This window comes from Gordonia sp. 11cp (assembly GCF_057767225.1).
In genome coordinates, this window is record NZ_CM173437.1 from 4,459,032 (window position 1) to 4,478,865 (window position 19,834).

Here is a 19,834-nt window from a genome sequence, read left to right on the forward strand (position 1 = left end):
GATGAACTCAATCACTCGAGGTCTACGAGACGGCCGCTGGTCAGCAGCGACGTCGATCGCAGCGATTACTGCCGCCGTTGACCGTGACGCCACGGACTCGGTGCGCCTCCAGCAGAGTCTGAACAGCTACGCGCTTGCGCACGTGGCGACACTCGGGCGCGACGTCTCGACGACTCAGTTCACCAATCGAGACGGCGCTGACTCTCTCGATCGCGATTGGCGTGTAGTAGTTCAGAGCGCGCCCGCACAGGAGATCAGGCGATGGATTTCCGTGGTCGAGGAGGTAGCTCCCCACGCGGAGATCGTTCTCTCGGACAAACCTCACCTGTACGGAGACCGTGACAGCTTCCGGCAACTGTCGAGCGCGATTCATCTCGCGTTGGCGACCCATCGTGTGTCCGAAACCGAGTACCGAGAAATCACCCAGCTTGTGGCAAGGATCGACGGTTGGTTGGCCGAAGTCGGACCCGCATGATTGAAGTCTTTGACGACAGACCCTCCGACGGCTTGCGGATCGTCATCGACCTAGCCGGTCGGTTGCTGTCCGAAGAAACTGATCGAAAGCGTGCAGCGCTAGCGGCCCGAGAATTGCTCGCAGCACGTTCGACTGCATGTGGTGCCGTCGAACGGAACGGGCTCCTTCTCTTAGCGATTGCGGATCTGCGTGACGAGTCCGGACGATGGGCTGTCGACCTGGCAAGCATCGCGGAGTGGCGCGACAACTCCTCAAGAGACCCGGTAGCCACCCACTGGTGGTCGATGGTCGTTCCGGGATTGACTACTAGCAACCCAATCGAGGCAGAAGACCACATTCAGACGCACGCGGCGTCAGCCGAGGAGCTCGACACCATCGACCCTCGTAAGCATTTCTCACCGCGATGGACCCCCGACCGCGTAGAGCTTCTCGCAAGATGTCTTCAACGGAGCATGTCGGGCCTCGACGCGGACGAGTCACTGATTGTTTCGGCAACGATCGACGAAATGTCCGAGTGGTTACGGTGGCGAGAACCGGACGTCCAAGGGCAGCTCGTTAAGCGGGTGACCGATGTCGTCGAGGCCATCTCGGACGGCGATGCGAACGCCTTGTTCATGATTCGCGCATCCACTGACATGTCGGGCGAAGACATCGTCGGCATGATTCAGCGCCCGTCGACGCCGGTCGAACCTGTGACGGACGTCCGCGTGCTGGTAGCCGAGGCACTCCGGTCCATTGACAGCGGTTCACCGCTGCACGTGCCGTTGATCGACCGCGAGCAGGAGAGATGGTTACTCCGTGTGCGCTTCACACGATCGGGCACGAGCACCATCGCGGTTCTATTCGATGGACTCGACGCCACATCTGACGCACCATAGTTCGCTACTTCATCCCCGATACCAGGAGGACGGTTCCGCAGGTGCACCGATCCATCGCCACCGTAATCCGGCATACGTCCCTCAGCGCGTGTGGCGCCCCGTGACGACCCTCGAGATCGTCCGACACGCACTGCCGCTGCGCATAACGCGATGCGAGTTGATCGACTACAGCCTGCACATCGGGGGTTCAGAGTGGCATCTGAACGCCACGTGTCCATATTCGATCGCCACAGCTGACGGGAAGTTCAGCGACGACTCCGCACTGAGCGAACTCGACGAACTGTCCCGTCGGTTGATCGGCGCGACGCTGACGGCCGTCGAATCGAACAACGACATGGACAATCCCACGTTCTCGCTGGACGATGGCATCCGGATCTCGCTCACAGCAGATCCGAACGATCCGTGCGAACCCTGGACGATGGGGGTGCCGGACATCCTCCTGGTCGGAAGTTCACCGTCCGAGATCGAGCATGTCCGCACCACAACGCGGGTGGTCGAACCCGGAGAGCTCGATGGCCTCGGCGAAGTGCGTACCGTGCGGAGCTTCCCACCGGGATGGTCGGTGTCAACCGACCAGTGGACCGTTCTGGTTGCGTGCCCCTGGCAGGTCGATCCACCGGTGGGGTATGCCCGCCATCTAGCCGGCCCGGTACCGGCGACTGTCGGCATGCAGCTAGAACGCGTCCGGTACTCAGCTCGCCAGTGCGTCTTGGAGTTCGGCGACGCGCATCACGTCATTGCGACGTCGGATGCCGGACGAGCCCCATGGTTCATCAGCAATCGCGCAGCAGGCGTCTCCATCGTGGGCTGTCCACTCGAGCCTTGAGCTGCCCACCAAGCCATTGACGGAGCCGCCGGTGCCTGATTCGACAGCGGAAGTAGTGCCGATCCTGATCGACGAGGACCGTTCGCTGATCGCGGCGTACACAGCGGGCAGTCTGCCTCTTGACCGCCTCGCCTGGCGACTGGAATCGGCCGTCAATGCCCTCGGCGACGCCGGCTGGCCGCGGTACTACGACCTCTGGGAGATCTGGGCGGAGATCGGAATCGAGAACGCGGTGTGTCTACATAGGAATCGAGATCCGAATCAGCAACTGATCGGATCGCTCTTCTCAGATTTCGAGGCGGTGCTCGATGATTCTCGTCTGTAACGACCTCTACCGTCCTGACGCCCTCAGCGGCACTGCCGGATTCGCGCTGACCGAAGGACACCGTTATACCTGTGTCGCCCACGCTGTGGTCAACGAGTCGTCGCGATTCCTCACAGTCGATGACCACGGCGTGATCGGATGGATCGATGGGCGATACTTCGACACCATCGAAGTCATTCGTCCTTCCGCAGAGCACTTCGCGAATGACTGGTGGCGGGTCAGCATCGCGCATCGATCGCTCTTGCCGCTCATGGACCGACTCGACGACGGTTTCATCGTCGGGGATCCGGACTTGGTCGCGTCGGTAAGGTTCGCCGTCCGAACCGAGTCTGCACGCGATGCAATCGTTCTCAGACTGGCCAGGTTCGAGGGCGGGTACTACGGATGGACGGAACTCTCGAGCTGGGCGCTGGACCAGTTGAATGAGTCGTCCAGTAAGGCCTTCTGGATTTTCTCCGACGAACAGACGATGGTTCTGGCAGAGATCAGCGCACGCGTGGATGCGCCCACTGACACGGAAACATTCGTCGAAGGCCTCTTTCCGCGTCTGTGACGTCGTCCGCACACTGCTTTCTCTTGCTTCCGCCCAGAACCGGGACATCCACTCAGCGCCCCGTGACAAGGAGCTCTATGACCATCGAGTTCGAGACCACTGACGCAAGCCGATGGCCGGGCTTCGCTGAACTCGGGCTGCCTGATCTATTTGCACTCGAGGTTCTCCATCGGAGGTCAGCGCCGTCCGAACCCACAGGTGTCGACCTGATCGTCGATCACCTCACCGCAGGCCTGGGGACGAATGCAGCATGGACGTGGCAGCTCCGCGTCTTCACCGGTGCGGCGAAGCCACCAAACCGTCTCGCGACCCTCCGACTACACAAAGACGGACCCTGGTCGATGTTCCCCGGGCTGGACAACACCGGAGGCCAGAGAACGACCTGGGTCCGCGAATACGACGACGGAACCGTGCAAGCTCTGGGCTTCGCCGACATGCCTGGCTCAGCAGCGTACTTTGCGGCGCTTCGAGGATCTCAGGCCATAGGGACGGTCAGGCCACGGGGAGTTCCAGATTTCGCTCGTGCCGCTTTTGGCCGTCAACCGGTCGAGCTGCAAAGCCTGCTGATGTCATCGCTACAGACCACTGGGCTGGACGAGCTCGTCGTGGGAACCTTTGGCGCATTCGACGATGTCGAGCACGGATTCCAGTTCCTCGGACGGCGCGAAGCTGTTTCGGCTATCAGCGACACACTGTCGAAGTCCAAGATCGTTGGAGGAGAGCAGTGACACCGGCAGTCATCGGCCGGGCACACGGTGCAAGTCCAACCCCACGTGTTGCCGAGTTCCCTGCGTCACACTGCCCGTGACGGGACGACTCTCCCTACGAAACTGAACACTGTGCGCAAGGCACGGCCGGAGGAGGGTGCTGGGCAGGGATGACGGAAGAAGAGATATGGCAGTCCTTGCCGGAGGTCGAGGCGACCGGTGGCCTCGATCCCGAGTCGTACCTGTACAACCTCGGCAAACCGCCGACTGCGATCGCGATTGCAATGATTCATGCGCGTCAGTTTCGAATCTACCGCGATTGTCTGGTCCGATCGGATGCGGACAACGACGGTATCGATAGCTGGATCAGGACGCTGGGCGACCTCGAGAGTGTCGAAAAGGTCGTCAATCACCTCCATGTCTGGGACATCCTGGACGTGGACGGACCCGCTGCAGAGTTTGTTGGACAATGGATAGCCGTGGGATGGAGTCGGCAAGCCTGTTCCCAGTTCCCCGAACTACGAATCGAGTCACGCTCTGAGGAAAACACTTACGGTGTCGAAGTGACGGTATGGAGTAGTCACCACGATGACAGGCTTTGATTCGGAGTCCATTGATCTTTTGTGCCGTTCCGTTGGGAGGACGGTACGCGGATTCAGTTGTTATGAATGGGGAAGCGGCGCTCCTGCGCAGTTCTCAGTTAGAAATCCGGTGCTGTTCGAGACATTCTGGCCCGTACTTGTTCATTTCGACGACGAAACTTGCTTGCGCATCTACAGCGAGGTCTCAGCCACAGTCCGGCTGACAGTCGAGTCCGTCGACGAGCCATTTCCGCCGTCCATTCAAGTGTCAGGCAAGGTCGCGACTGTCCGAGTTGCCACCGGGCGAGTCTCCCTCCTCGAGGTGAAGGAGACACCGTGGGCGGCAATGTTCGTGTTCGACCACTCGGAGCCTCTCGGCGTTGCTCTTGGCGAGACCAATCGTAACGGCGACATCGAGATGATTCCGGATTCCTTCGTCGTGATCCGCGACCGGGAAACCGCCGAGCGCTACTCTTTCGACGGCAGCCCGAGCGGAGCCTGGGGCAAGCCCTTATCACCGAACTAGGCGTCGCAGTACCGACTCTACGAGGGCGTTCCCTGGCAGTGCGGCCTGCATCGGCACCATTGTTGAGGACTTTGACCGGTGCAGCACCATGCGGAGATCGATGGCCGATGACGACTCGACCGCGGGACGTCCTCTCAGATCTGGTCCCGACTGACCACACACTAACCGGCGAGGTTCCCGGTCGATCCGACAAGTTGGGCCGCCACGCACGGTGCGGTCCCGCCCGCGGCGAACGTGCCGATGTTGAACCCAGCACGACACCGGGGTAGCGGGTGGCTCGGAGAACCAGCGGGAGCGACGATGCCGAGCGGATTGTTCGGACCGTCGAATCACGTCCGATCGGAACGCCGACAGGTGATACAACACAAACGATCCCACCGACATGTCGGCGGGATCGTCTGTGCAGCAGGGTCAGGCGTCAATCACGGGTGAACCCCACGCTTGTTGAGCCACGCCTGAGGATCGATCTTGGTGCCGTTGGCGGCCCAGACCTCGTAATGGAGGTGGGGTCCGGTGGACTGGCCGCGGTTGCCGACGGTCGCGATTCTTTCACCGGCGCGGACCTTCTGGCCCGGGTGCACGAAGCTCTGATCGACGTGCCCGAAAACGCCGACGGTGCCGTCGTCCTGCTTCACCCGGACCCACTGGCCGAAGCCGGAGGCGGGGCCGGACTCGAGGACGACACCATCGGTCACGGCGTAGATGGGGGTTCCGACCTTGTTGGCGATGTCGACTCCGTTGTGGTGGGTTCCCCATCGCGGGCCGTAGCCGGAGGTCACGGTGCCGCTGACGGGCTTCACAGCCTTCTTGATGCCAGGGATGCCGGGGTTACCGGGGGTGAACACCGACGGCGGCAGGACGTCGCGAGCCAAGTCGTCGATCTCGGGCGGCAGGACCAGACCGGCCGGGAGCTTCACGTTGTCGGGCAACGCGATCTTCGGCGCAGGCGGGGGAGCGGGCTGGGCCGACGCCTGCGCTGCGGTACCGGCCGTCAGGCTGACAGCACCGACGAACGCGGCGAAGGCGCCGGTCCGCACAGCCGTGCGGGTGGTCGAGCGCGAGGCGGCGCGGTGACGCCCGGGCCCCGACGCGCGCGGCGTCGAGTCGAGCAGGGCGCGGGTGGCGGGGCGCGTCGTGGTCTGGGCATTCAGGCGGTGTTGAGGCACAGCGTTGTCCATCTCAGGTTGGGTAACGGTTCGGTATCGGCAAGGACACGGCGAGGTTACCCACGCGGACATAAGCAGACCCTGAGAGTGTTCGCTCAAAGTCGACAGAATCGCAGTTCACACACCCAGGGAGATCTGGGTCACACCCGCTAATCGTCGCCATGGCACCGTGGAACCATGCCCGATCCCGAACACACCCCCGACGGCCACCACGTCATCGTCAACGGCCGGAAGTGGCGGGCGACGGATCCGTTGATCCCGCACGAGCGCCGAGCCGAACTCCAGTCGATCCTCATGGCGTGGCGTCGGGACGTGAAACGGACGAAGGGCGCACCCGAGTCACGCCAAGGCGTCCAGGCCGCGAAGGTCGCACTCGGGGAGCGCGGGACCCCATGGTGGGAGCAGACCGAGGAGGAGCGCCGGCAGAGGTGGGAGGCCTACGTCGCGCGACCCGAGAACTGAGTCCTACCGTGGTAAGAGCGACTCCGCGGCATAGCGGCCGGCACGCTCGAAGCTCTCGCTCACCTCGAAGCCGGGATCGATCTGCCAGTACCTCATGCTCGAGACGTAGATCGCCGCAACCATCTGGGCGAGGAACGCGGGCGGGTGATCGGTCCGCACATCCCGTTGCTCGACGCCGCGCTCGATGAGCCTTAGCACCTCCGAGGTGAACATGTGGCTGCGTTCGCCGAGTGTCCCGGACATCGACGAGATCCGTTCGATCTCGCTCGTCACCGTCCGCATGTAATCCGGGTCGGCGACCGAGGACCGCGCGAAATCGACGAACACACCCACCACGCGGTCATATGTACTCCACGGCTTGTCGAGCATCGCGTCGACGACGTGCGAGAAGGTCCCCATCAGCTGGCCGTACAGATCGGTGAGCAGATCGTCCTTGCTCGGAAAATAGTTGAAGAACGTCGCCCGCGACACCTCGGCACGTTCGGCGATCGACTCCACCGTCGCCGCACTCCCGTCGGAGGCGAGCAACTCGCGCGCTGCGATGAGCAAGCGTTCGCGCGTCTGCTGCTTGTTGCGTTCTCGGCGGCCGACGGCCGGAGCTTCGGTCAATGTGGTGCCTTCCGTGCTTGCGGGACGACCCCGAATGACCAATTCTTGCATTCCGACACCAAAAGTTGGATTGTCGTCTAACTTTTGCCTCTGAGTCCAGTGTGCGCTCGTCGGCAGTACGCCGACGCGATCACACGAGTCGACCGCCGGGGGTCTTCCGGCCGGACCGACGGTTCGTGCTGCCATACGCACTAATCGCGATCTGTGCCGAGACTCATTGGAGGACAGAATATTTCGAATCCATCCTGTGGCGACGGCCTGCCGGTTACAGTCGCCACCGAGTCATCAACTCCGACATTCCGCTCGCTCTGCCCACCCGGAGGCGGCGACGTGTCGGAATCACGATCAAAGGGGATCGCATGAAATCACCAAGTGCACTCAGGCGTGTGCTTCGGACCGCGACGGTGATCGGCTGTTCGGGGGTTCTCGCACTCGGAGCGCTGACCGCCTGCGCCGACGACAGTTCGGAGACGTCCACCGCAGGCGAGACCAGCCAGCTCCCCAGCAACCCGGCCACCGGTGACCCGGTGAAGGTCGGACTGATCGTGCCCGAGGGTGGTGCGGTGACCACTCCGATGGTGCGCGAGGGCAGCGAAGCCGCCGTCGAATACCTCAACAACAACGGCGGCGGCATCGGCGGTCACCAGATCGAGCTGGTGGTGTGCAAGCAGCAGGAGGAGCCGGCTTCGGCCACCAAGTGCGCGAATCAGATGGTGGAGCAGCAGGTTTCGGTCGTCGTTTCGCCCCTCGGCGCACAGGGTGCCGTCATGTTGCCGATCATCGCCGGCGCCAAGATCCCGTTCGTCGCACAGGCTCCGGTGTCCCAGGCCGAGATGGCCACCCCCGGTTCATTCATGCTGTCCGGCGGAATCGTCGCAGTTCTCGCGGGACAGGCCGCGACCGCGGCCAAGGACGGACTCAAGAAGGTCACCCTGATCATCGGCGACTCCGGTGACGCGGCCGCCTCGGTGAAAGCACTGGGCGACCCGATGTTCCAGCGTGCCGGCGTCGCTCTCAACGTCGTCACCGTCCCGGTCGGCGCCGCGGACCTGACACCGCAGATCACCGCCGGACTCGCCGACAACCCGGACGCGGTCAGCATCCTCGGCGACACCCGTCAGTGCATCTCGGTCCTCAAGACCTTGCAGACTGTCGCGCCCGACGCCTCGAAGTACCTGATCGCGAGCTGCCTAGACAAGCCTGTCCTCGACGCCGTCGGCAACGAAGCAGTATCCGGCGCCAAGGCGTTCACCACGGTCAACCTCAGCTCCGACGACCCGAGCGTCACCCAATACCGCAGTGTCATGGCGCAATACGCACCCGGCACCGATCCGGCCGGTCTCGCCTACATCGGCTACCAGGTCATGACCGCACTGGGGGAGTTGAACGGCCTAGAGGGCACCGTCGACGCCCAGACCTTCACCACCGCGCTGTCGCAGGCGAAGGACGTCCCGCTGCCGGCCGCACCTGGCATCACCTTCACTTGCGACGGCAAGGTGTTCCCACCGCTGACGTCGCTGTGCAGCAAGGCGATCCTGGTCAGTGACGTGACCTCCGACGCCAAGCTGGAGAACACCGTCGTCACCAACAACTAGTTTCGGTCACAGATCGGGGGCCGCCTCCCGCGCGGCCCCCGATCCCCGCACTTCCACGAGTGAGAGTTCCATTGACAGACCATCTCGCGTTCCTGATCCTCGGTCTCGGCAACGGCGCCGTCTTCGCCGCGCTCGGACTCGCACTGGTGATGACGTTCAAGAGTTCCGGGGTCGTCAACTTCGCCACCGGTGCGGTGGCGCTGTACGCCGCCTACACGTACGCCTTTCTGCGCCAGGGAGAACTCCTCAATCCGATCCCCGGTTTCCCGGCCACGATCTCGCTCGGGTCCGAATTGGGAGTGGTTGCGGCGCTCATCATCTCCGTCATCGTCGCCGCGATCCTCGGAGTCATCCTCTACTTGATCGTCTTCCGTCCGATGCGCGCCGCCCCCGCCCTCGCCAAAGCGGTCGCCGCAATCGGCCTGATGCTCGTCATCCAGGCGCTGATCGCTCTGCGGGTCGGCGAGAACGCACCCAGCGTCGGCCCGATTTTCAAGGTCGACACGTTCACGATCGGATCCAGCGCGGTCCCGACGGACCGCCTGCTGCTCGCCGCGGTCATCCTCGGACTGGCCGTCTGCGCGGGACTCGTGCTGCGTTACACCCGATTCGGGGTGGCGACCGAGGCCGCCGCCGAATCGGAGAAGGGCGCACTGGTCACCGGCCTCTCCCCAGACCGGATCGCCGTCGCCAACTGGGCGTTGTCGTCAGCCACGGCCGGGCTCGGTGGCGTGCTCATCGCCCCGATCGTGCCACTGAACCCCGTCGCCTACACGATGTTCATCGTGCCGGCGCTCGCGGCGGCGCTCGTCGGCAACTTCAGCGCGATCTCCATAACGGTCGGTGCCGGACTCGCCATCGGCATGCTGCAGTCCGAGGCCACAAAACTGCAGACCACCTGGGACTGGATGCCCGACGCCGGTGTCGCCGAAGCGGTCCCGCTGATCCTCATCATCGGATTCCTGCTCATCCGCGGCCGACCACTCCCTGGTCGTGGCGCGGTCACCCGCAACGATCTCGGACGGTCACCACGACCGAACCATCTGATGATTCCCGGGATCCTCGGGATCCTCGTCGCCGTCCTCCTCCTCGTCACCACCTCCGGCAGTCTCCGCCTGGCCGTGATCGCCACGATGATCTACGCGATCATCGCGCTGTCCCAGGTCGTCGTCACCGGTTATGCGGGCCAGGTCTCACTCGCACAGCTGACCCTCGCCGGCGTCGGCGCCTACGCGCTGAGCAGACTCACCGACGACCTCAACCTGCCGTTCCCGATCGCGCCTCTGCTCGCCGCTTGTGCGGCGGCGGTCATCGGCGTGATCGTCGGTCTTCCCGCACTTCGGGTCCGCGGGCTGCCACTCATGGTTGCGACGCTCGCGCTCGCCGTGTTCTGCGAGGCGTTCTGGTTCCGCAACCCGTCGCTCAACGGCGGGTTGCAGGGTGCGCCTGTCGATTCCCCGTCGCTGTTCGGCGTCGATCTGGGAATCGGAGCAGGCGAGGGGTATCCGCGCATCGCGTTCGGGATCATGTGCCTCGTGGTGTTGACCGCGGTGGCGTTCGGGGTGGCCGTTCTCCGCCGTAGCGGACTCGGCGCGTCGATGCTGGCCGTGCGCGCCAACGAAAGGTCCGCGGCCGCCGCCGGGATCAATGTCGGCGCAACCAAACTCATCGCCTTCGCGATCGCCTCGTTCCTTGCCGGCCTCGGCGGCACGCTTCTGGCGTACCAGCAGACGCTGGCCACCGCGGGTAGCTACGCCGTTTTCGCCGGCATCGGACTCTTCGCGGTCTTCTACATCGCGGGGGTGACCTCGATATCGGGAGCTGTCCTCGCCGGAATCATCGCCCCGGGCGGGGTGATGTACTTCGTCGCCGACAAGTACGGATCCTTCGGCGACTACTACATGCTGATCAGCGGAATCCTTCTCGTGCTCACCGTCGTCACCAGTCCCGACGGCGTGATCGGCTACCTGCACAACATCCCGCTGCCGGGACGTCGTCGTGCACCGGGGCAGCCTCACGTCGCCGATGACGCTGCACCGATCCCGCCGAGGTCTCCCGATCGCGGCGATCGAGTGGTTCTCTCGGTACGGGACGTCACTGTTCGGTACGGGGCGGTGACCGCTGTCGACTCCGTCGGCTTCGACCTGCGCTCTGGTGAGATCGTCGGCCTCATCGGGCCCAACGGCGCCGGGAAGACGACCCTGATCGATGCCATCAGTGGTTTCGCCACCGCCGACGGAACGGTGACCCTCGACGGCACAACCATCGACGGTCTCGCGCCGCACCGCCGCAGCCGCGCAGGACTCGGTCGCACCTTCCAGGACATCGAGCTCTACGGCGAGCTGTCGGTCGCGGAGAATCTGGCGATCGCGGCGCGTCGTGCACCAGGCGACACGGCCGACAATGTCCGCGACGTCCTGCGGATGCTCGAGATCAGCCATCTGAGCGAGGTTGTCGCCGCCGATCTTTCACAGGGGCAGCGTCAACTCGTCGCGGTCGCCCGCGTACTCGCCGCGCAACCGGAGGTGGCACTGCTCGACGAGCCGGCCGCCGGGCTCGACACCACCGAGAGTCGGTGGCTGGGGGACAGGTTACGTGCCGCCCGAGCCCACGGCCTCGCGATGGTCCTCGTCGATCACGACATGGACCTCGTCCTCGGTCTCTGCGATCGGGTCATCGTCCTGGACCTCGGTGCGGTCATCGCAGAGGGCACCCCGGACGAGATCCGACGATCGCCGGCGGTTGTCGGCGCCTACCTCGGTACGCCGTCGTCAGCTGTTGCGGGGACCACCGACACGGCCGATCCGTCGGCTTCGAACACGACTGTCTCCGAGACTCATTCACCGACGAAGGAGATGACATCGTGACGGTCCTCGAATGCCGGGGCCTGGATGCCGGATACGCGCGCGGAAAGCCCTGCGTCCACGACCTCGACCTGTCCGTCGAGGCAGGGGAGATCGTCGCCCTGCTCGGGCCGAACGGCGCGGGGAAGACGACACTGCTCACCACGCTCGCCGGTCTGCTACCTCGACTGAACGGTGAGACCCTGGTCGACGGCCATTCGGTGCGCGCCGGAGACGCCCGCGCTGCGGTGCGCGCCGGACTGGTCCTGGTGCCCGATGACCGGTCGCTGTTCAAGCAACTGACGACGCGTCAGAACCTCCAACTCGCTGTTCGTCGACGCGGGTCGGCGCGAACAGAAGCCGTCGACAAAGTACTGGACCATTTCCCGGCGCTACGTGGCCGGCTCAAGGTCGCCGCGGGCGAATTGTCCGGGGGAGAACAGCAGATGCTCGCGATCGGGCGGGCACTACTCCAGCGACCGAAGGTCCTGCTGGTCGACGAACTGAGCATGGGGCTGGCCCCCATCGTGGTCGAGTCGATCCTGCCCGTCCTGCGGGATGTCGCCGACACCGACGGCACGGCGGTGGTTCTCGTCGAGCAGCACGTCCGGCTGGCACTGGGTATGGCCGACTGGGCGGTCGTTCTCGTCCATGGCGACATCGCGCTCACCGATACCGCGGCGTCCCTCGCGGGTGACATCGGCCGGATCGAGGAGGCGTATCTCGGGAGTGCTGCTCACTAGCGCCAGGGAGTTGCCGTCCCCTGCTCCCTGAGGAGGCCGGAGCCTGCAGAGGCCGTCACGAAGGGTCCTGGCGAGATGCCAGCCAAACCCTTCGTGGCTCGTCGACCTCGACGCGCTCCTTCGTCGCTTGCTCGGCCCGGCGGCTTGCGCTCCTCGCACCTCAGGAAGCAATGGGTCGGCACCTCAGGGAGCAATGGGTGGGCACCTCAGGGCACTAGGGCGAGCGTGACGGCCACAATTGACATGCAAGTGACTACTTGCCTATTGTCGGGTGTGGCCGATGTGTTCCATGCACTCGATGACTCGACGAGGCGGGCAATCCTCGACGAGCTGGTCGAGCGTGACGGCCAGACGCTGTTCGAGATCTGCGGTCGTCTCACATCGCGGCGTGGGCTGAACCTGAGCCGGCAGGCGATCTCGCAGCATCTGGGCGTCTTGGAGTCCGCCGGACTCGTTCACACCGAGAAACGTGGACGCTCCAAATTTCACTACTTCGACCCTGCACCGCTCGGCGAGATCACCGACCGATGGCCCACTCCTCGAAAGGACCTCCCATGAGGCTCACACTGATGTCCATCTTCGTCGACGACCAGCGCAAGGCGCACGAGTTCTACACCCAGATCCTGGGATTCACTACGCGACACGACATCCCGATGGGGGAGAACACGTGGTGGCTGACGGTCGTCTCGCCCCAAGATCCGGAGGGCATGGAGCTCCTTCTCGAACCGTCCGGCCATCCAGCAGTGAAGCCCTATCGAGACGCGCTCATCGAAGATGGAATCCCACTGGCCCAGTTCACCGTCGACGACGTTGCGGCCGAATACGAACGGTTGCGCGCCCTCGGCGTCGAGTTCACCCAAGAACCCACCGACATCGGCCCCGCGATCGTCGCAGTCTTCGACGACACGTGCGGCAACCTGATCCAGATCGCTGCGGTGAAAGACACTGCCCCGCAGTGACTACCGCTGGTCGACCAACGGTTCGGGCGCGGTGACCGGTGCGGCCAGCGGAGGTATCTCGACCGCGCGGCCAGACAGGTCCTCGAGCAGCGCTTCCCATGCGCCGATGTTCTTTGCCTTCTTCTTGCGGGATCCGACGTCGTCGGTCCACCGGGCCAGTGCCGGCGCGGCGATGAACAGCGGTGTCGCGTGGTCGTTCTCGACCTCGAGCAATCGCGACTGACCTTTATGCCGAATGGTCGCCCCGCGCATGCGGAGCGGCCCGAACGCGATCTTGAACACGTTGACGATGCCGTACATGGCGTTCATCGACTTGTTCGTGGTGTATCTCCGATCCGCGGGGTCGATGGGGTATCGGATCGGGGTGAACCGGTCGTACGAGAACTGCAAACCGGCGAGCGTCGCCTCACGCACCATCCAGGACAGACTCAGCTCCGACGGCTCGGTGATCGCCAAGCCCCCGCCGATGTCTGAGTGGACGCCTTCGAACCACACCTGCTTGACATCGATCTCGCCCTGATCCTCGTCCTTGACCTCCCAGACGCAGGGGTCGAACGTCAGCCGGCGTTCGTCGATGGCGAGTGCCTGCCGGGCCACTTCGACGTTCCTGCCCAGGTTCACATCATGGAACTTGTGCTTCACCCGAGTGATACCGGGAACGCCGAGCGCACCGACGGTGTCGAAGACGCCGATGAACTTGACCGGCACATGGGTACCCGGGGTGGATGCCGGTCGGTTCTCTGGCTTCATCCGGTAGTACCGCAGGACCGTTTCGAACAGATTCTCCGTCGGGTTCTCGGCGAGTTCGCGCGGCGTGACCAGGCCGACGTGCCAGATCATCCCGGCGAGACTCCGGGCGGTGTATGCGCCGCGGCTGAAGCCGAAGACAAAGATGTCATCGTCGGGCTCGTAGTTGAGAGCGAGAAAGCGGTAGGCATCGATCAGGTTGGCATCGAGACCCCGACCGAAAGCTCCGCCGATGACACGGTCGGACCAACTCGACCCGGTACCGACGCCGTTGACGTAGTGGACCAACTGCACCGCGCCGTCGTCGGCATCGGTTTTGACGGCTCGGGCGATCTTCTCGACATTCGAAATTCTCGGGTCTTTCGACGACTTCCACGTGCCGTCACAACAGACCACCAGACGCTTTTTCATTTTTCCGACCCTCCACAGGCTCGCGCGCGGCCCACCCGGGTCACACGGTAACCCCTTTTCACGGCCTGATGCGATGAGTGTCGGTCGTACGGTTTACTGCGGTCATGAGGTTGATGGACGTCACCACCCGCCGATTGGCGATGATCTGTGCCACCGTGTTCGGTGCCCTGCTGATCGCAGGACTCGGTCCCGGCCCGGCGACGGCCGCACCGCCGACAGCCGGCCTCGATCCAGTTCTGGCGACGGCCTACCAGCAAGCGTCGAACTCTGCTCGCGCGCAGGGGGTTCCGCTGTGGATCACTTCCGGGAAGAGGACACACGCCGAGCAGCGCCAGATGTGGCGGGACGCGATCGCGACCTACGGCAGCCCGGAAGCGGCACGACGCTGGGTTCTGCCGCCCGAGCAATCGCCACACGTGCGCGGCAAGGCCATCGACGTCGGCCCACGAGAAGGCGCCGCCTGGCTCGAACGCACCGGTCACCGCTGGGGCCTGTGTCGAACCTTCGCCAACGAGTGGTGGCACTTCGAAATCGCCACCGTCCCCGGCCTGCCGTGTCCCGCGATGTGGCCCGACGCGGCGGCCCGTGCCGATCGGTTGGGGTGACCCTTCGTGACGGCCCTCCGCAAGCTCCGGGCCTCCTCAGGGGACGGGGAGTACGGCCCTCCGCAAGTTCCGGGCCTCCTCAGGGAGCTGGGAGTACGGCTGTCCGCAAGCTCCGGGCCTCTTCAAGGAGCGGGGAGCACGGCCGTCCGCAAGCTCCAGGCCGCTTCAGGGAGCTGGGCACACGGCCCTCCGTGAGCGGGGAGGGGTAGCGACGCAGAGAACTTCGGGGGAGATGTCGAATGGCGCACGGCACGGTCGTCATCACTGCACACGGACCGATGAGCGGCCCGCTGGACGAGAGGTCAGATCATGCACTACTCGCTTCTGTTGCACTACCCGGAGATGGACGCCGCAACCCTCGGTGAGGAGGCCCTCGCCCAAGGCCAGGCGGCCTTCTCCGCCTACACCCGCGCCCTCCAGGACGCCGGCGTGCTCGTGAGCGCCGAAGTCCTGCAGCCCTCGGAGGTCACCACGACGTTGCGCAAGGTCGACGGCCGGCTCGTCGTACAGGACGGTCCGTTCGCCGACACCAAGGAGCAGCTCGGCGGAACCGTCGTCATCGACGTCGCCGACCTCGACGCCGCCATCGAGTGGGCAGGTCAGGCACCGCCGATCGAATGGGGAGTCGTCGAGATCAGGCCGGGCGCGACCTACACCGTCGAAGGATCGTGGACCCCCAACACGTGACCGGACGAGAAGCGCACACCGCTGCCGAACACGCTGCCCGCGAATCGTATTCGCGACTGGTGGCGCTTCTCGCCGCATCCTCCGGTGACCTCGCTCTCGCGGAGGACGCACTGGGCGCCGCCTTCGAACGGGCACTCGTCACCTGGCCGTCGGACGGGGTGCCGACAAATCCGGAGGGCTGGCTGCTCACCGTCGCGCGCAATCAGCAGCGCGACGCCTGGAAGTCGCCAGCGCACCGCACGTCGACGGTCCTCGACGACACCATCTCTCATGGAGCGACCGCCGTGACCCCGTTCGACGACGTGGACCCCGACGCCATCCCCGACAAGCGGCTCGAGTTGCTGTTCACCTGTGCTCATCCGGCCATCGACGCTGCCGCCCGCACCCCGCTGATGCTGCAGTCGGTCCTCAACTTCGAGGCCGCCGACATCGCGGACGCCTTCGCGGTCGCACCGGCGACGATGTCGCAGCGTCTCGTGCGCGCCAAACGCCGGATCCGCGACGCGCGGATCCCGTTCGTCGTTCCCGATCGGGAGGCCATGCCGGAACGGCTGCCCGCCGTTCTCGAAGCCGTCTACGGGTGTTTCGCAATCGCGTGGAACGATGCGGACGGCGCCGATCCCGACACCGTCGAATCGATGGCGGGGGAGTCGCTCTACCTGGCCGTCACGCTCGCCTCGCTGCTCGACGAGCCGGAGGCCTGGGGTCTCGCCGCGCTGATCGCGCTGTCGCTGTCACGTGCCCCGGCGCGAACCGGTCCGTTCGTCCCGCTCGAACAGCAAGACCCCGCGACCTGGGACGCGGCACTCATCCGTGACGGCGAAGCGATGCTCCGACGGGCGTCGTCGTTCGGCCGCCCGCACGGTCGGTTCCAACTCGAGGCGGCGATGCAGTCCGTGCACGCCGACCGCGCTCGCACCGGTGCGGTCGACTGGGCTTCGCTGGAGTCGTTGTCGGCGGCACTCGTCGCGATTGCGCCGACTCTCGGTGCGCGCACCGCTCACGCAGCGATCGTCGGACGGGCGAGTTCGCCGCAGGACGGACTCGCACTCCTCGAGCGTCTGGACGGCGAGCCGGGAGTCGCCGACTTCGGACCGTTCCATGCCGCGCAAGCCGATCTGCTCGTTCGGGCCGGTTCGTACGATGCGGCGCGAAAGCACTATGAGCAGGCGGCAGCGCTTACTCGCGACAAACGCGCGCGTGAATATCTTCGACGACGTGCACGTGACGCGCGCTTGCCGTGAGTCACGAACTTCGTTGACTGGGTAGGCATTTCCGTCGACTGGGCAGGCTCTTCCGTCGACTGGGTAGGCCTTCACGTCCACTGGGCGTCGACCTGCATCGACTGTGCACATCCGACGGGGCCCGGCCGCCACCGGATCCGCACGAGACCGTCGCGTCGCAGCAATTGCGCCCAGGCACTGGGTTGCGTCCAAGCAAAACGCGAAATGGATGTGACTGGAGTTCACCACGGCCATGGACAAACGCACAGTCAACGCAATTTCACGCACAGTCAACGGATGCGTCCACCACCCGAACCGCGGGAATGCCTGAATCTGGCAACGCCGACGACCTAATGTGTGACACGGGACACAACAGTGCCGGACCCTCGCCGAGGGCGTTCACTACGGGTCGAGTCCGCTCGACGAATGGGAGGCAGTCATGACTGCAAGTGCCGAGGTCGCCAGCAACCTGACCACCGAGCCGTATCGCTCGCGACGCAATCACTGGAACAACCAGGTTCGCCGGCACGCGATGATGACCCCGGACAACACTGCGATCACCTACCTCGACACCAACACGACCTGGAAAGAGCTCGACGACCGGTCACGCGCCTTCGGTGCGGCACTCCATCGGCGGGGTGTCCGGTTCGGTGATCGTGTCCTGATGGCCCTGCTCAATCGCACCGAGTACATCGAGGCGATTCTCGGGGCCACGCTGATCGGTGCGATCCCGGTACCGGTGAACATCCGGATGAGTCCGGCCGAGGTCGCCTACCTGGTCACCGACAGCGGAGCCAAAGTCGTCGTCACCGAGACCCTGCTCGCGCCGGTCGCCGACGCGGTCGCCGGGTCGACCGGGCAGATCGACACCATCATCGTCGTCGGCGGCAGCGACAACGACGCCCATCTCGACTTCGAGACCCTTCTCGCCGAGGACGCTTCTGACCTGCCGGAGGTCGACGTACCGGAGGACACCGTGGCGGTCATCATGTACACCTCGGGAACCACGGGAAAACCCAAGGGCGCCATGCTCACCCATCAGAACATCCAGGCGCAGGCGGTGACGACGATCGCCACCACCAACGGCCAATCCGACGATGTCGCCTCGATCGTGCCGCCGCTCTTCCACATCGCCGGGATCGGCGGGTTCGCGCCGATCTTCTACCGCGGGGTGCGCGCGGTCCTGCATCCACTCGGCGCGTTCGATCCCGACACCATGCTCGACACACTCGAACGCGAAGGGGTCACGTCGATCTTCATGGTGCCGGCCCAGTGGCAGGCGGTGTGCGCCGCGCAGAAGGCGCGGCCGCGCAACCTCAAGCTGCGCACCATGAGCTGGGGCGCGGCACCGGCGTCGGACACCATCCTCAACGCGATGAACGAGTCCTTCCCCGATGCCGCGAACATGACCGCGTTCGGACAGACCGAGATGTCGCCGGTGACCACGATCCTCGAGGGCAAGGATGCGCTGCGCAAGCTGGGTTCCATCGGCAAGGTCGTCCCGGCCGTCACCGCGCGCATCGTCGATCCACTGATGAACGACGTCAAACCCGGCGAAGTGGGGGAGATCGTCTACCGCGGGCCCAACATGATGATCGGCTACTGGAACAAGCCCGAAGCGACCGCAGAAGCCTTCCGCGGCGGCTGGTTCCACTCGGGCGACCTGGTGCGCCAGGACGAGGAGGGCTTCCTCTATGTCGTCGACCGCGCGAAGGACATGATCATCTCCGGTGGTGAGAACATCTACTGCGCCGAGGTCGAAAACGTCCTCTACGGACACCCCAGTGTCAGCGAGGCCGCGATCATCGGCCGGGCAGACGAGAAGTGGGGCGAGGTGCCGGTAGCAGTGGTGGTGCTGGCCGAGGGCGTCGAGGATCTCACCCTGGCCGAGCTCGAACCGCATCTGAACGAGAACCTCGCCCGGTTCAAGCATCCGAAGGATCTGGTGATCATCGACGAACTTCCGCGCAACGCCGGTGGCAAGGTCGTCAAACCACGACTGCGGGAGGCCTACGGCAGCAAGGACGCCGGCCTGGCCGACTGAATGGTTTCCTCCCGGGAGCCGTCACCGACCCGGACCCGGTGAACAGACTGGGCCCGGGAGCGAGTCACTCGGGGTCGGCGAAGCGCGCCTCGCGTCGCGACATCCCGGCGTGTACCGCTTCCATCTGATTGGGTGACCCCATCAGGCCGACCTGGAGTCGGCTCTCCAGCATCAGCGCTCCCGCCGGGTCCGTGCCCGCCCACGACTCGTCGTAGAGCCGCTTGGCGGCGCGGACAGCGTGCGGCGACTTCGACGCGATCTCGTGCGCGAGGTCGAGTGCAGCGGTGAGCGGATCGTCGACGACGCGAGTGACCAGGCCGAGTCGATGGGCCTCGGTGCCGTCGATGATCCGGCCGGTGAACGTGAGTTCCTTTGCCACATCCGCGGACACGAGTCGCGGCAACGTCTGGGTGATGCCCATGTCGGGCACCAGACCCCACTTGACCTCCATGATGGACAGCCGCGCGTCGGGGGTCGAGTACCGGATGTCGGCGCCCAGCGCGATCTGCAGGCCACCGCCGAAGCAGTTGCCGGTGATGGCGGCGATCACCGGCGCCGGGATCCGGCCCCAGTCCAGCGACACTCGCTGCGCGTGGTTGCCGAGCACGCCCGGCTCGCGTTCCAGGAGCGAGTTCACGCCGCCGCCCTGACCCAGACTCGACACGTCCAGTCCGGAGCAGAAGCTCTTGCCCGAACCGTGCACCACGACGGCGCGGACGCGCTTGTCCTCGGCCAGGGTGCCGGTCACCTCGATGAGGGCGTCGAACATCGCCGGGTCGAGAGCGTTGTGCTTGTCGGCTCGGTTGAGGGCCGCGGTGGCGACCCCCGCGTCGTCGATGTCCACGACGATCCGCTGTTCGGTCATCTGT

22 protein-coding genes are annotated in these 19,834 nt (G+C 64.9%); 18 read left to right on the forward strand and 4 right to left on the reverse strand.

Annotated features, from left to right (window positions below):
- Position 1 precedes the first annotated feature (1 nt).
- From AC3B6C_RS19955 to AC3B6C_RS19990, 8 genes are all read left to right on the forward strand, one after another.
- Positions 2 to 475 carry a hypothetical protein gene (locus tag AC3B6C_RS19955; RefSeq protein WP_488373856.1) on the forward strand — a complete coding sequence of 158 codons (474 nt, stop codon included), beginning with the start codon at positions 2 to 4 and terminating at the stop codon, positions 473 to 475.
- Positions 472 to 1,353: a hypothetical protein gene (locus AC3B6C_RS19960; RefSeq protein ID WP_488373857.1), complete on the forward strand. Its 882-nt coding sequence runs from the start codon at positions 472 to 474 to the stop codon at positions 1,351 to 1,353. Before AC3B6C_RS19955 ends, AC3B6C_RS19960 begins: the two co-directional genes overlap by 4 nt.
- 100 nt (positions 1,354 to 1,453) lie before the next feature.
- On the forward strand, positions 1,454 to 2,179 hold the full coding sequence (locus tag AC3B6C_RS19965) for a hypothetical protein (protein ID WP_488373858.1): 726 nt from the start codon (positions 1,454 to 1,456) through the stop codon (positions 2,177 to 2,179).
- 31 nt (positions 2,180 to 2,210) lie between these two features.
- The gene (locus AC3B6C_RS19970; protein WP_488373859.1) at positions 2,211 to 2,504 is read left to right on the forward strand and encodes a hypothetical protein; all 294 of its coding nucleotides are present in this window, start codon (positions 2,211 to 2,213) and stop codon (positions 2,502 to 2,504) included.
- Positions 2,488 to 3,057: a hypothetical protein gene (locus AC3B6C_RS19975; RefSeq protein ID WP_488373860.1), complete on the forward strand. Its 570-nt coding sequence runs from the start codon at positions 2,488 to 2,490 to the stop codon at positions 3,055 to 3,057. The genes AC3B6C_RS19970 and AC3B6C_RS19975 overlap by 17 nt, the downstream gene beginning before the upstream one ends.
- A 77-nt stretch (positions 3,058 to 3,134) precedes the next feature.
- Complete coding sequence (locus AC3B6C_RS19980) at positions 3,135 to 3,785, forward strand: hypothetical protein (RefSeq protein ID WP_488373861.1); 651 nt, start codon at positions 3,135 to 3,137, stop codon at positions 3,783 to 3,785.
- A 149-nt stretch (positions 3,786 to 3,934) separates the two neighbouring features.
- Positions 3,935 to 4,366, forward strand: coding sequence for a hypothetical protein (locus AC3B6C_RS19985; protein WP_488373862.1), 432 nt, complete (start codon positions 3,935 to 3,937; stop codon positions 4,364 to 4,366).
- A gap of 109 nt (positions 4,367 to 4,475) precedes the next feature.
- The gene (locus tag AC3B6C_RS19990) at positions 4,476 to 4,871 is read left to right on the forward strand and encodes a hypothetical protein (protein WP_488373863.1); all 396 of its coding nucleotides are present in this window, start codon (positions 4,476 to 4,478) and stop codon (positions 4,869 to 4,871) included.
- A gap of 422 nt (positions 4,872 to 5,293) precedes the next feature.
- Here the strand turns inward: AC3B6C_RS19990 and AC3B6C_RS19995 are convergent, their stop codons facing one another.
- Entirely contained in the window at positions 5,294 to 6,049 is a 756-nt protein-coding gene (locus tag AC3B6C_RS19995) for a M23 family metallopeptidase (protein WP_488373864.1), read from the reverse strand.
- A 165-nt stretch (positions 6,050 to 6,214) separates the two neighbouring features.
- On the opposite strand from AC3B6C_RS19995, the gene AC3B6C_RS20000 reads away from it, so the two are divergent.
- A complete protein-coding gene (locus tag AC3B6C_RS20000; RefSeq protein WP_488373865.1) occupies positions 6,215 to 6,499 on the forward strand; it encodes a hypothetical protein in 285 nt (94 codons plus the stop codon).
- A gap of 3 nt (positions 6,500 to 6,502) precedes the next feature.
- Here the strand turns inward: AC3B6C_RS20000 and AC3B6C_RS20005 are convergent, their stop codons facing one another.
- A complete protein-coding gene (locus AC3B6C_RS20005) occupies positions 6,503 to 7,108 on the reverse strand; it encodes a TetR/AcrR family transcriptional regulator (protein ID WP_488373866.1) in 606 nt (201 codons plus the stop codon).
- A gap of 359 nt (positions 7,109 to 7,467) precedes the next feature.
- Between AC3B6C_RS20005 and AC3B6C_RS20010 the strand changes: the two genes are divergently transcribed.
- From AC3B6C_RS20010 to AC3B6C_RS20030, 5 genes are all read left to right on the forward strand, one after another.
- The gene (locus AC3B6C_RS20010) at positions 7,468 to 8,703 is read left to right on the forward strand and encodes an ABC transporter substrate-binding protein (RefSeq protein WP_488373867.1); all 1,236 of its coding nucleotides are present in this window, start codon (positions 7,468 to 7,470) and stop codon (positions 8,701 to 8,703) included.
- A gap of 71 nt (positions 8,704 to 8,774) precedes the next feature.
- The gene (locus AC3B6C_RS20015) at positions 8,775 to 11,570 is read left to right on the forward strand and encodes an ABC transporter permease subunit (protein WP_488373868.1); all 2,796 of its coding nucleotides are present in this window, start codon (positions 8,775 to 8,777) and stop codon (positions 11,568 to 11,570) included.
- Positions 11,567 to 12,289, forward strand: coding sequence for an ABC transporter ATP-binding protein (locus AC3B6C_RS20020; protein ID WP_488373869.1), 723 nt, complete (start codon positions 11,567 to 11,569; stop codon positions 12,287 to 12,289). The genes AC3B6C_RS20015 and AC3B6C_RS20020 overlap by 4 nt, the downstream gene beginning before the upstream one ends.
- A gap of 243 nt (positions 12,290 to 12,532) precedes the next feature.
- Positions 12,533 to 12,847, forward strand: a complete 315-nt coding sequence (locus AC3B6C_RS20025; RefSeq protein WP_488376319.1) for an ArsR/SmtB family transcription factor — start codon at positions 12,533 to 12,535, stop codon at positions 12,845 to 12,847.
- Positions 12,844 to 13,248: a VOC family protein gene (locus AC3B6C_RS20030; protein ID WP_488373870.1), complete on the forward strand. Its 405-nt coding sequence runs from the start codon at positions 12,844 to 12,846 to the stop codon at positions 13,246 to 13,248. Before AC3B6C_RS20025 ends, AC3B6C_RS20030 begins: the two co-directional genes overlap by 4 nt.
- Here the strand turns inward: AC3B6C_RS20030 and AC3B6C_RS20035 are convergent, their stop codons facing one another.
- On the reverse strand, positions 13,249 to 14,406 hold the full coding sequence (locus tag AC3B6C_RS20035; protein ID WP_488373871.1) for a T6SS phospholipase effector Tle1-like catalytic domain-containing protein: 1,158 nt from the start codon (positions 14,404 to 14,406) through the stop codon (positions 13,249 to 13,251).
- Positions 14,407 to 14,519: 113 nt separating this feature from the next.
- Here AC3B6C_RS20035 and AC3B6C_RS20040 point away from each other — a divergent pair, with 113 nt between their 5' ends.
- From AC3B6C_RS20040 to fadD5, 4 genes are all read left to right on the forward strand, one after another.
- Positions 14,520 to 15,011 (forward strand): M15 family metallopeptidase, encoded by a 492-nt coding sequence (locus AC3B6C_RS20040; protein WP_488376322.1) that lies wholly within the window; start codon positions 14,520 to 14,522, stop codon positions 15,009 to 15,011.
- Between the two features lie 309 nt (positions 15,012 to 15,320).
- Positions 15,321 to 15,698 (forward strand): YciI family protein, encoded by a 378-nt coding sequence (locus AC3B6C_RS20045; RefSeq protein WP_055476032.1) that lies wholly within the window; start codon positions 15,321 to 15,323, stop codon positions 15,696 to 15,698.
- Positions 15,695 to 16,942: an RNA polymerase sigma factor gene (locus tag AC3B6C_RS20050; protein ID WP_488373872.1), complete on the forward strand. Its 1,248-nt coding sequence runs from the start codon at positions 15,695 to 15,697 to the stop codon at positions 16,940 to 16,942. The genes AC3B6C_RS20045 and AC3B6C_RS20050 overlap by 4 nt, the downstream gene beginning before the upstream one ends.
- A gap of 418 nt (positions 16,943 to 17,360) precedes the next feature.
- Positions 17,361 to 18,965 carry a fatty-acid--CoA ligase FadD5 gene (fadD5, locus tag AC3B6C_RS20055; protein ID WP_488373873.1) on the forward strand — a complete coding sequence of 535 codons (1,605 nt, stop codon included), beginning with the start codon at positions 17,361 to 17,363 and terminating at the stop codon, positions 18,963 to 18,965.
- A gap of 64 nt (positions 18,966 to 19,029) precedes the next feature.
- Here fadD5 and AC3B6C_RS20060 read toward each other — a convergent pair whose 3' ends face one another.
- Positions 19,030 to 19,830 carry a crotonase/enoyl-CoA hydratase family protein gene (locus tag AC3B6C_RS20060; RefSeq protein ID WP_488373874.1) on the reverse strand — a complete coding sequence of 267 codons (801 nt, stop codon included), beginning with the start codon at positions 19,828 to 19,830 and terminating at the stop codon, positions 19,030 to 19,032.
- Between the last annotated feature and the right edge of the window lie 4 nt (positions 19,831 to 19,834).

What these genes read in the sequence shown, in the direction of transcription:
- AC3B6C_RS20035 (WP_488373871.1), bottom strand. Translation starts at nt 14,406, where the DNA reads ATGAAAAAGCGTCTGGTGGTCTGTTGTGACGGCACGTGGAAGTCGTCG.
- AC3B6C_RS20040 (WP_488376322.1), top strand. Translation starts at nt 14,520, where the DNA reads ATGGACGTCACCACCCGCCGATTGGCGATGATCTGTGCCACCGTGTTC.
- AC3B6C_RS20045 (WP_055476032.1), top strand. Translation starts at nt 15,321, where the DNA reads ATGCACTACTCGCTTCTGTTGCACTACCCGGAGATGGACGCCGCAACC.
- AC3B6C_RS19985 (WP_488373862.1), top strand. Translation starts at nt 3,935, where the DNA reads ATGACGGAAGAAGAGATATGGCAGTCCTTGCCGGAGGTCGAGGCGACC.
- AC3B6C_RS19960 (WP_488373857.1), top strand. Translation starts at nt 472, where the DNA reads ATGATTGAAGTCTTTGACGACAGACCCTCCGACGGCTTGCGGATCGTC.
- fadD5 (WP_488373873.1), top strand. Translation starts at nt 17,361, where the DNA reads ATGACTGCAAGTGCCGAGGTCGCCAGCAACCTGACCACCGAGCCGTAT.
- AC3B6C_RS19955 (WP_488373856.1), top strand. Translation starts at nt 2, where the DNA reads ATGAACTCAATCACTCGAGGTCTACGAGACGGCCGCTGGTCAGCAGCG.
- AC3B6C_RS19975 (WP_488373860.1), top strand. Translation starts at nt 2,488, where the DNA reads ATGATTCTCGTCTGTAACGACCTCTACCGTCCTGACGCCCTCAGCGGC.
- AC3B6C_RS20010 (WP_488373867.1), top strand. Translation starts at nt 7,468, where the DNA reads ATGAAATCACCAAGTGCACTCAGGCGTGTGCTTCGGACCGCGACGGTG.
- AC3B6C_RS20025 (WP_488376319.1), top strand. Translation starts at nt 12,533, where the DNA reads ATGCAAGTGACTACTTGCCTATTGTCGGGTGTGGCCGATGTGTTCCAT.
- AC3B6C_RS20060 (WP_488373874.1), bottom strand. Translation starts at nt 19,830, where the DNA reads ATGACCGAACAGCGGATCGTCGTGGACATCGACGACGCGGGGGTCGCC.
- AC3B6C_RS19995 (WP_488373864.1), bottom strand. Translation starts at nt 6,049, where the DNA reads ATGGACAACGCTGTGCCTCAACACCGCCTGAATGCCCAGACCACGACG.
- AC3B6C_RS20000 (WP_488373865.1), top strand. Translation starts at nt 6,215, where the DNA reads ATGCCCGATCCCGAACACACCCCCGACGGCCACCACGTCATCGTCAAC.
- AC3B6C_RS19980 (WP_488373861.1), top strand. Translation starts at nt 3,135, where the DNA reads ATGACCATCGAGTTCGAGACCACTGACGCAAGCCGATGGCCGGGCTTC.
- AC3B6C_RS20030 (WP_488373870.1), top strand. Translation starts at nt 12,844, where the DNA reads ATGAGGCTCACACTGATGTCCATCTTCGTCGACGACCAGCGCAAGGCG.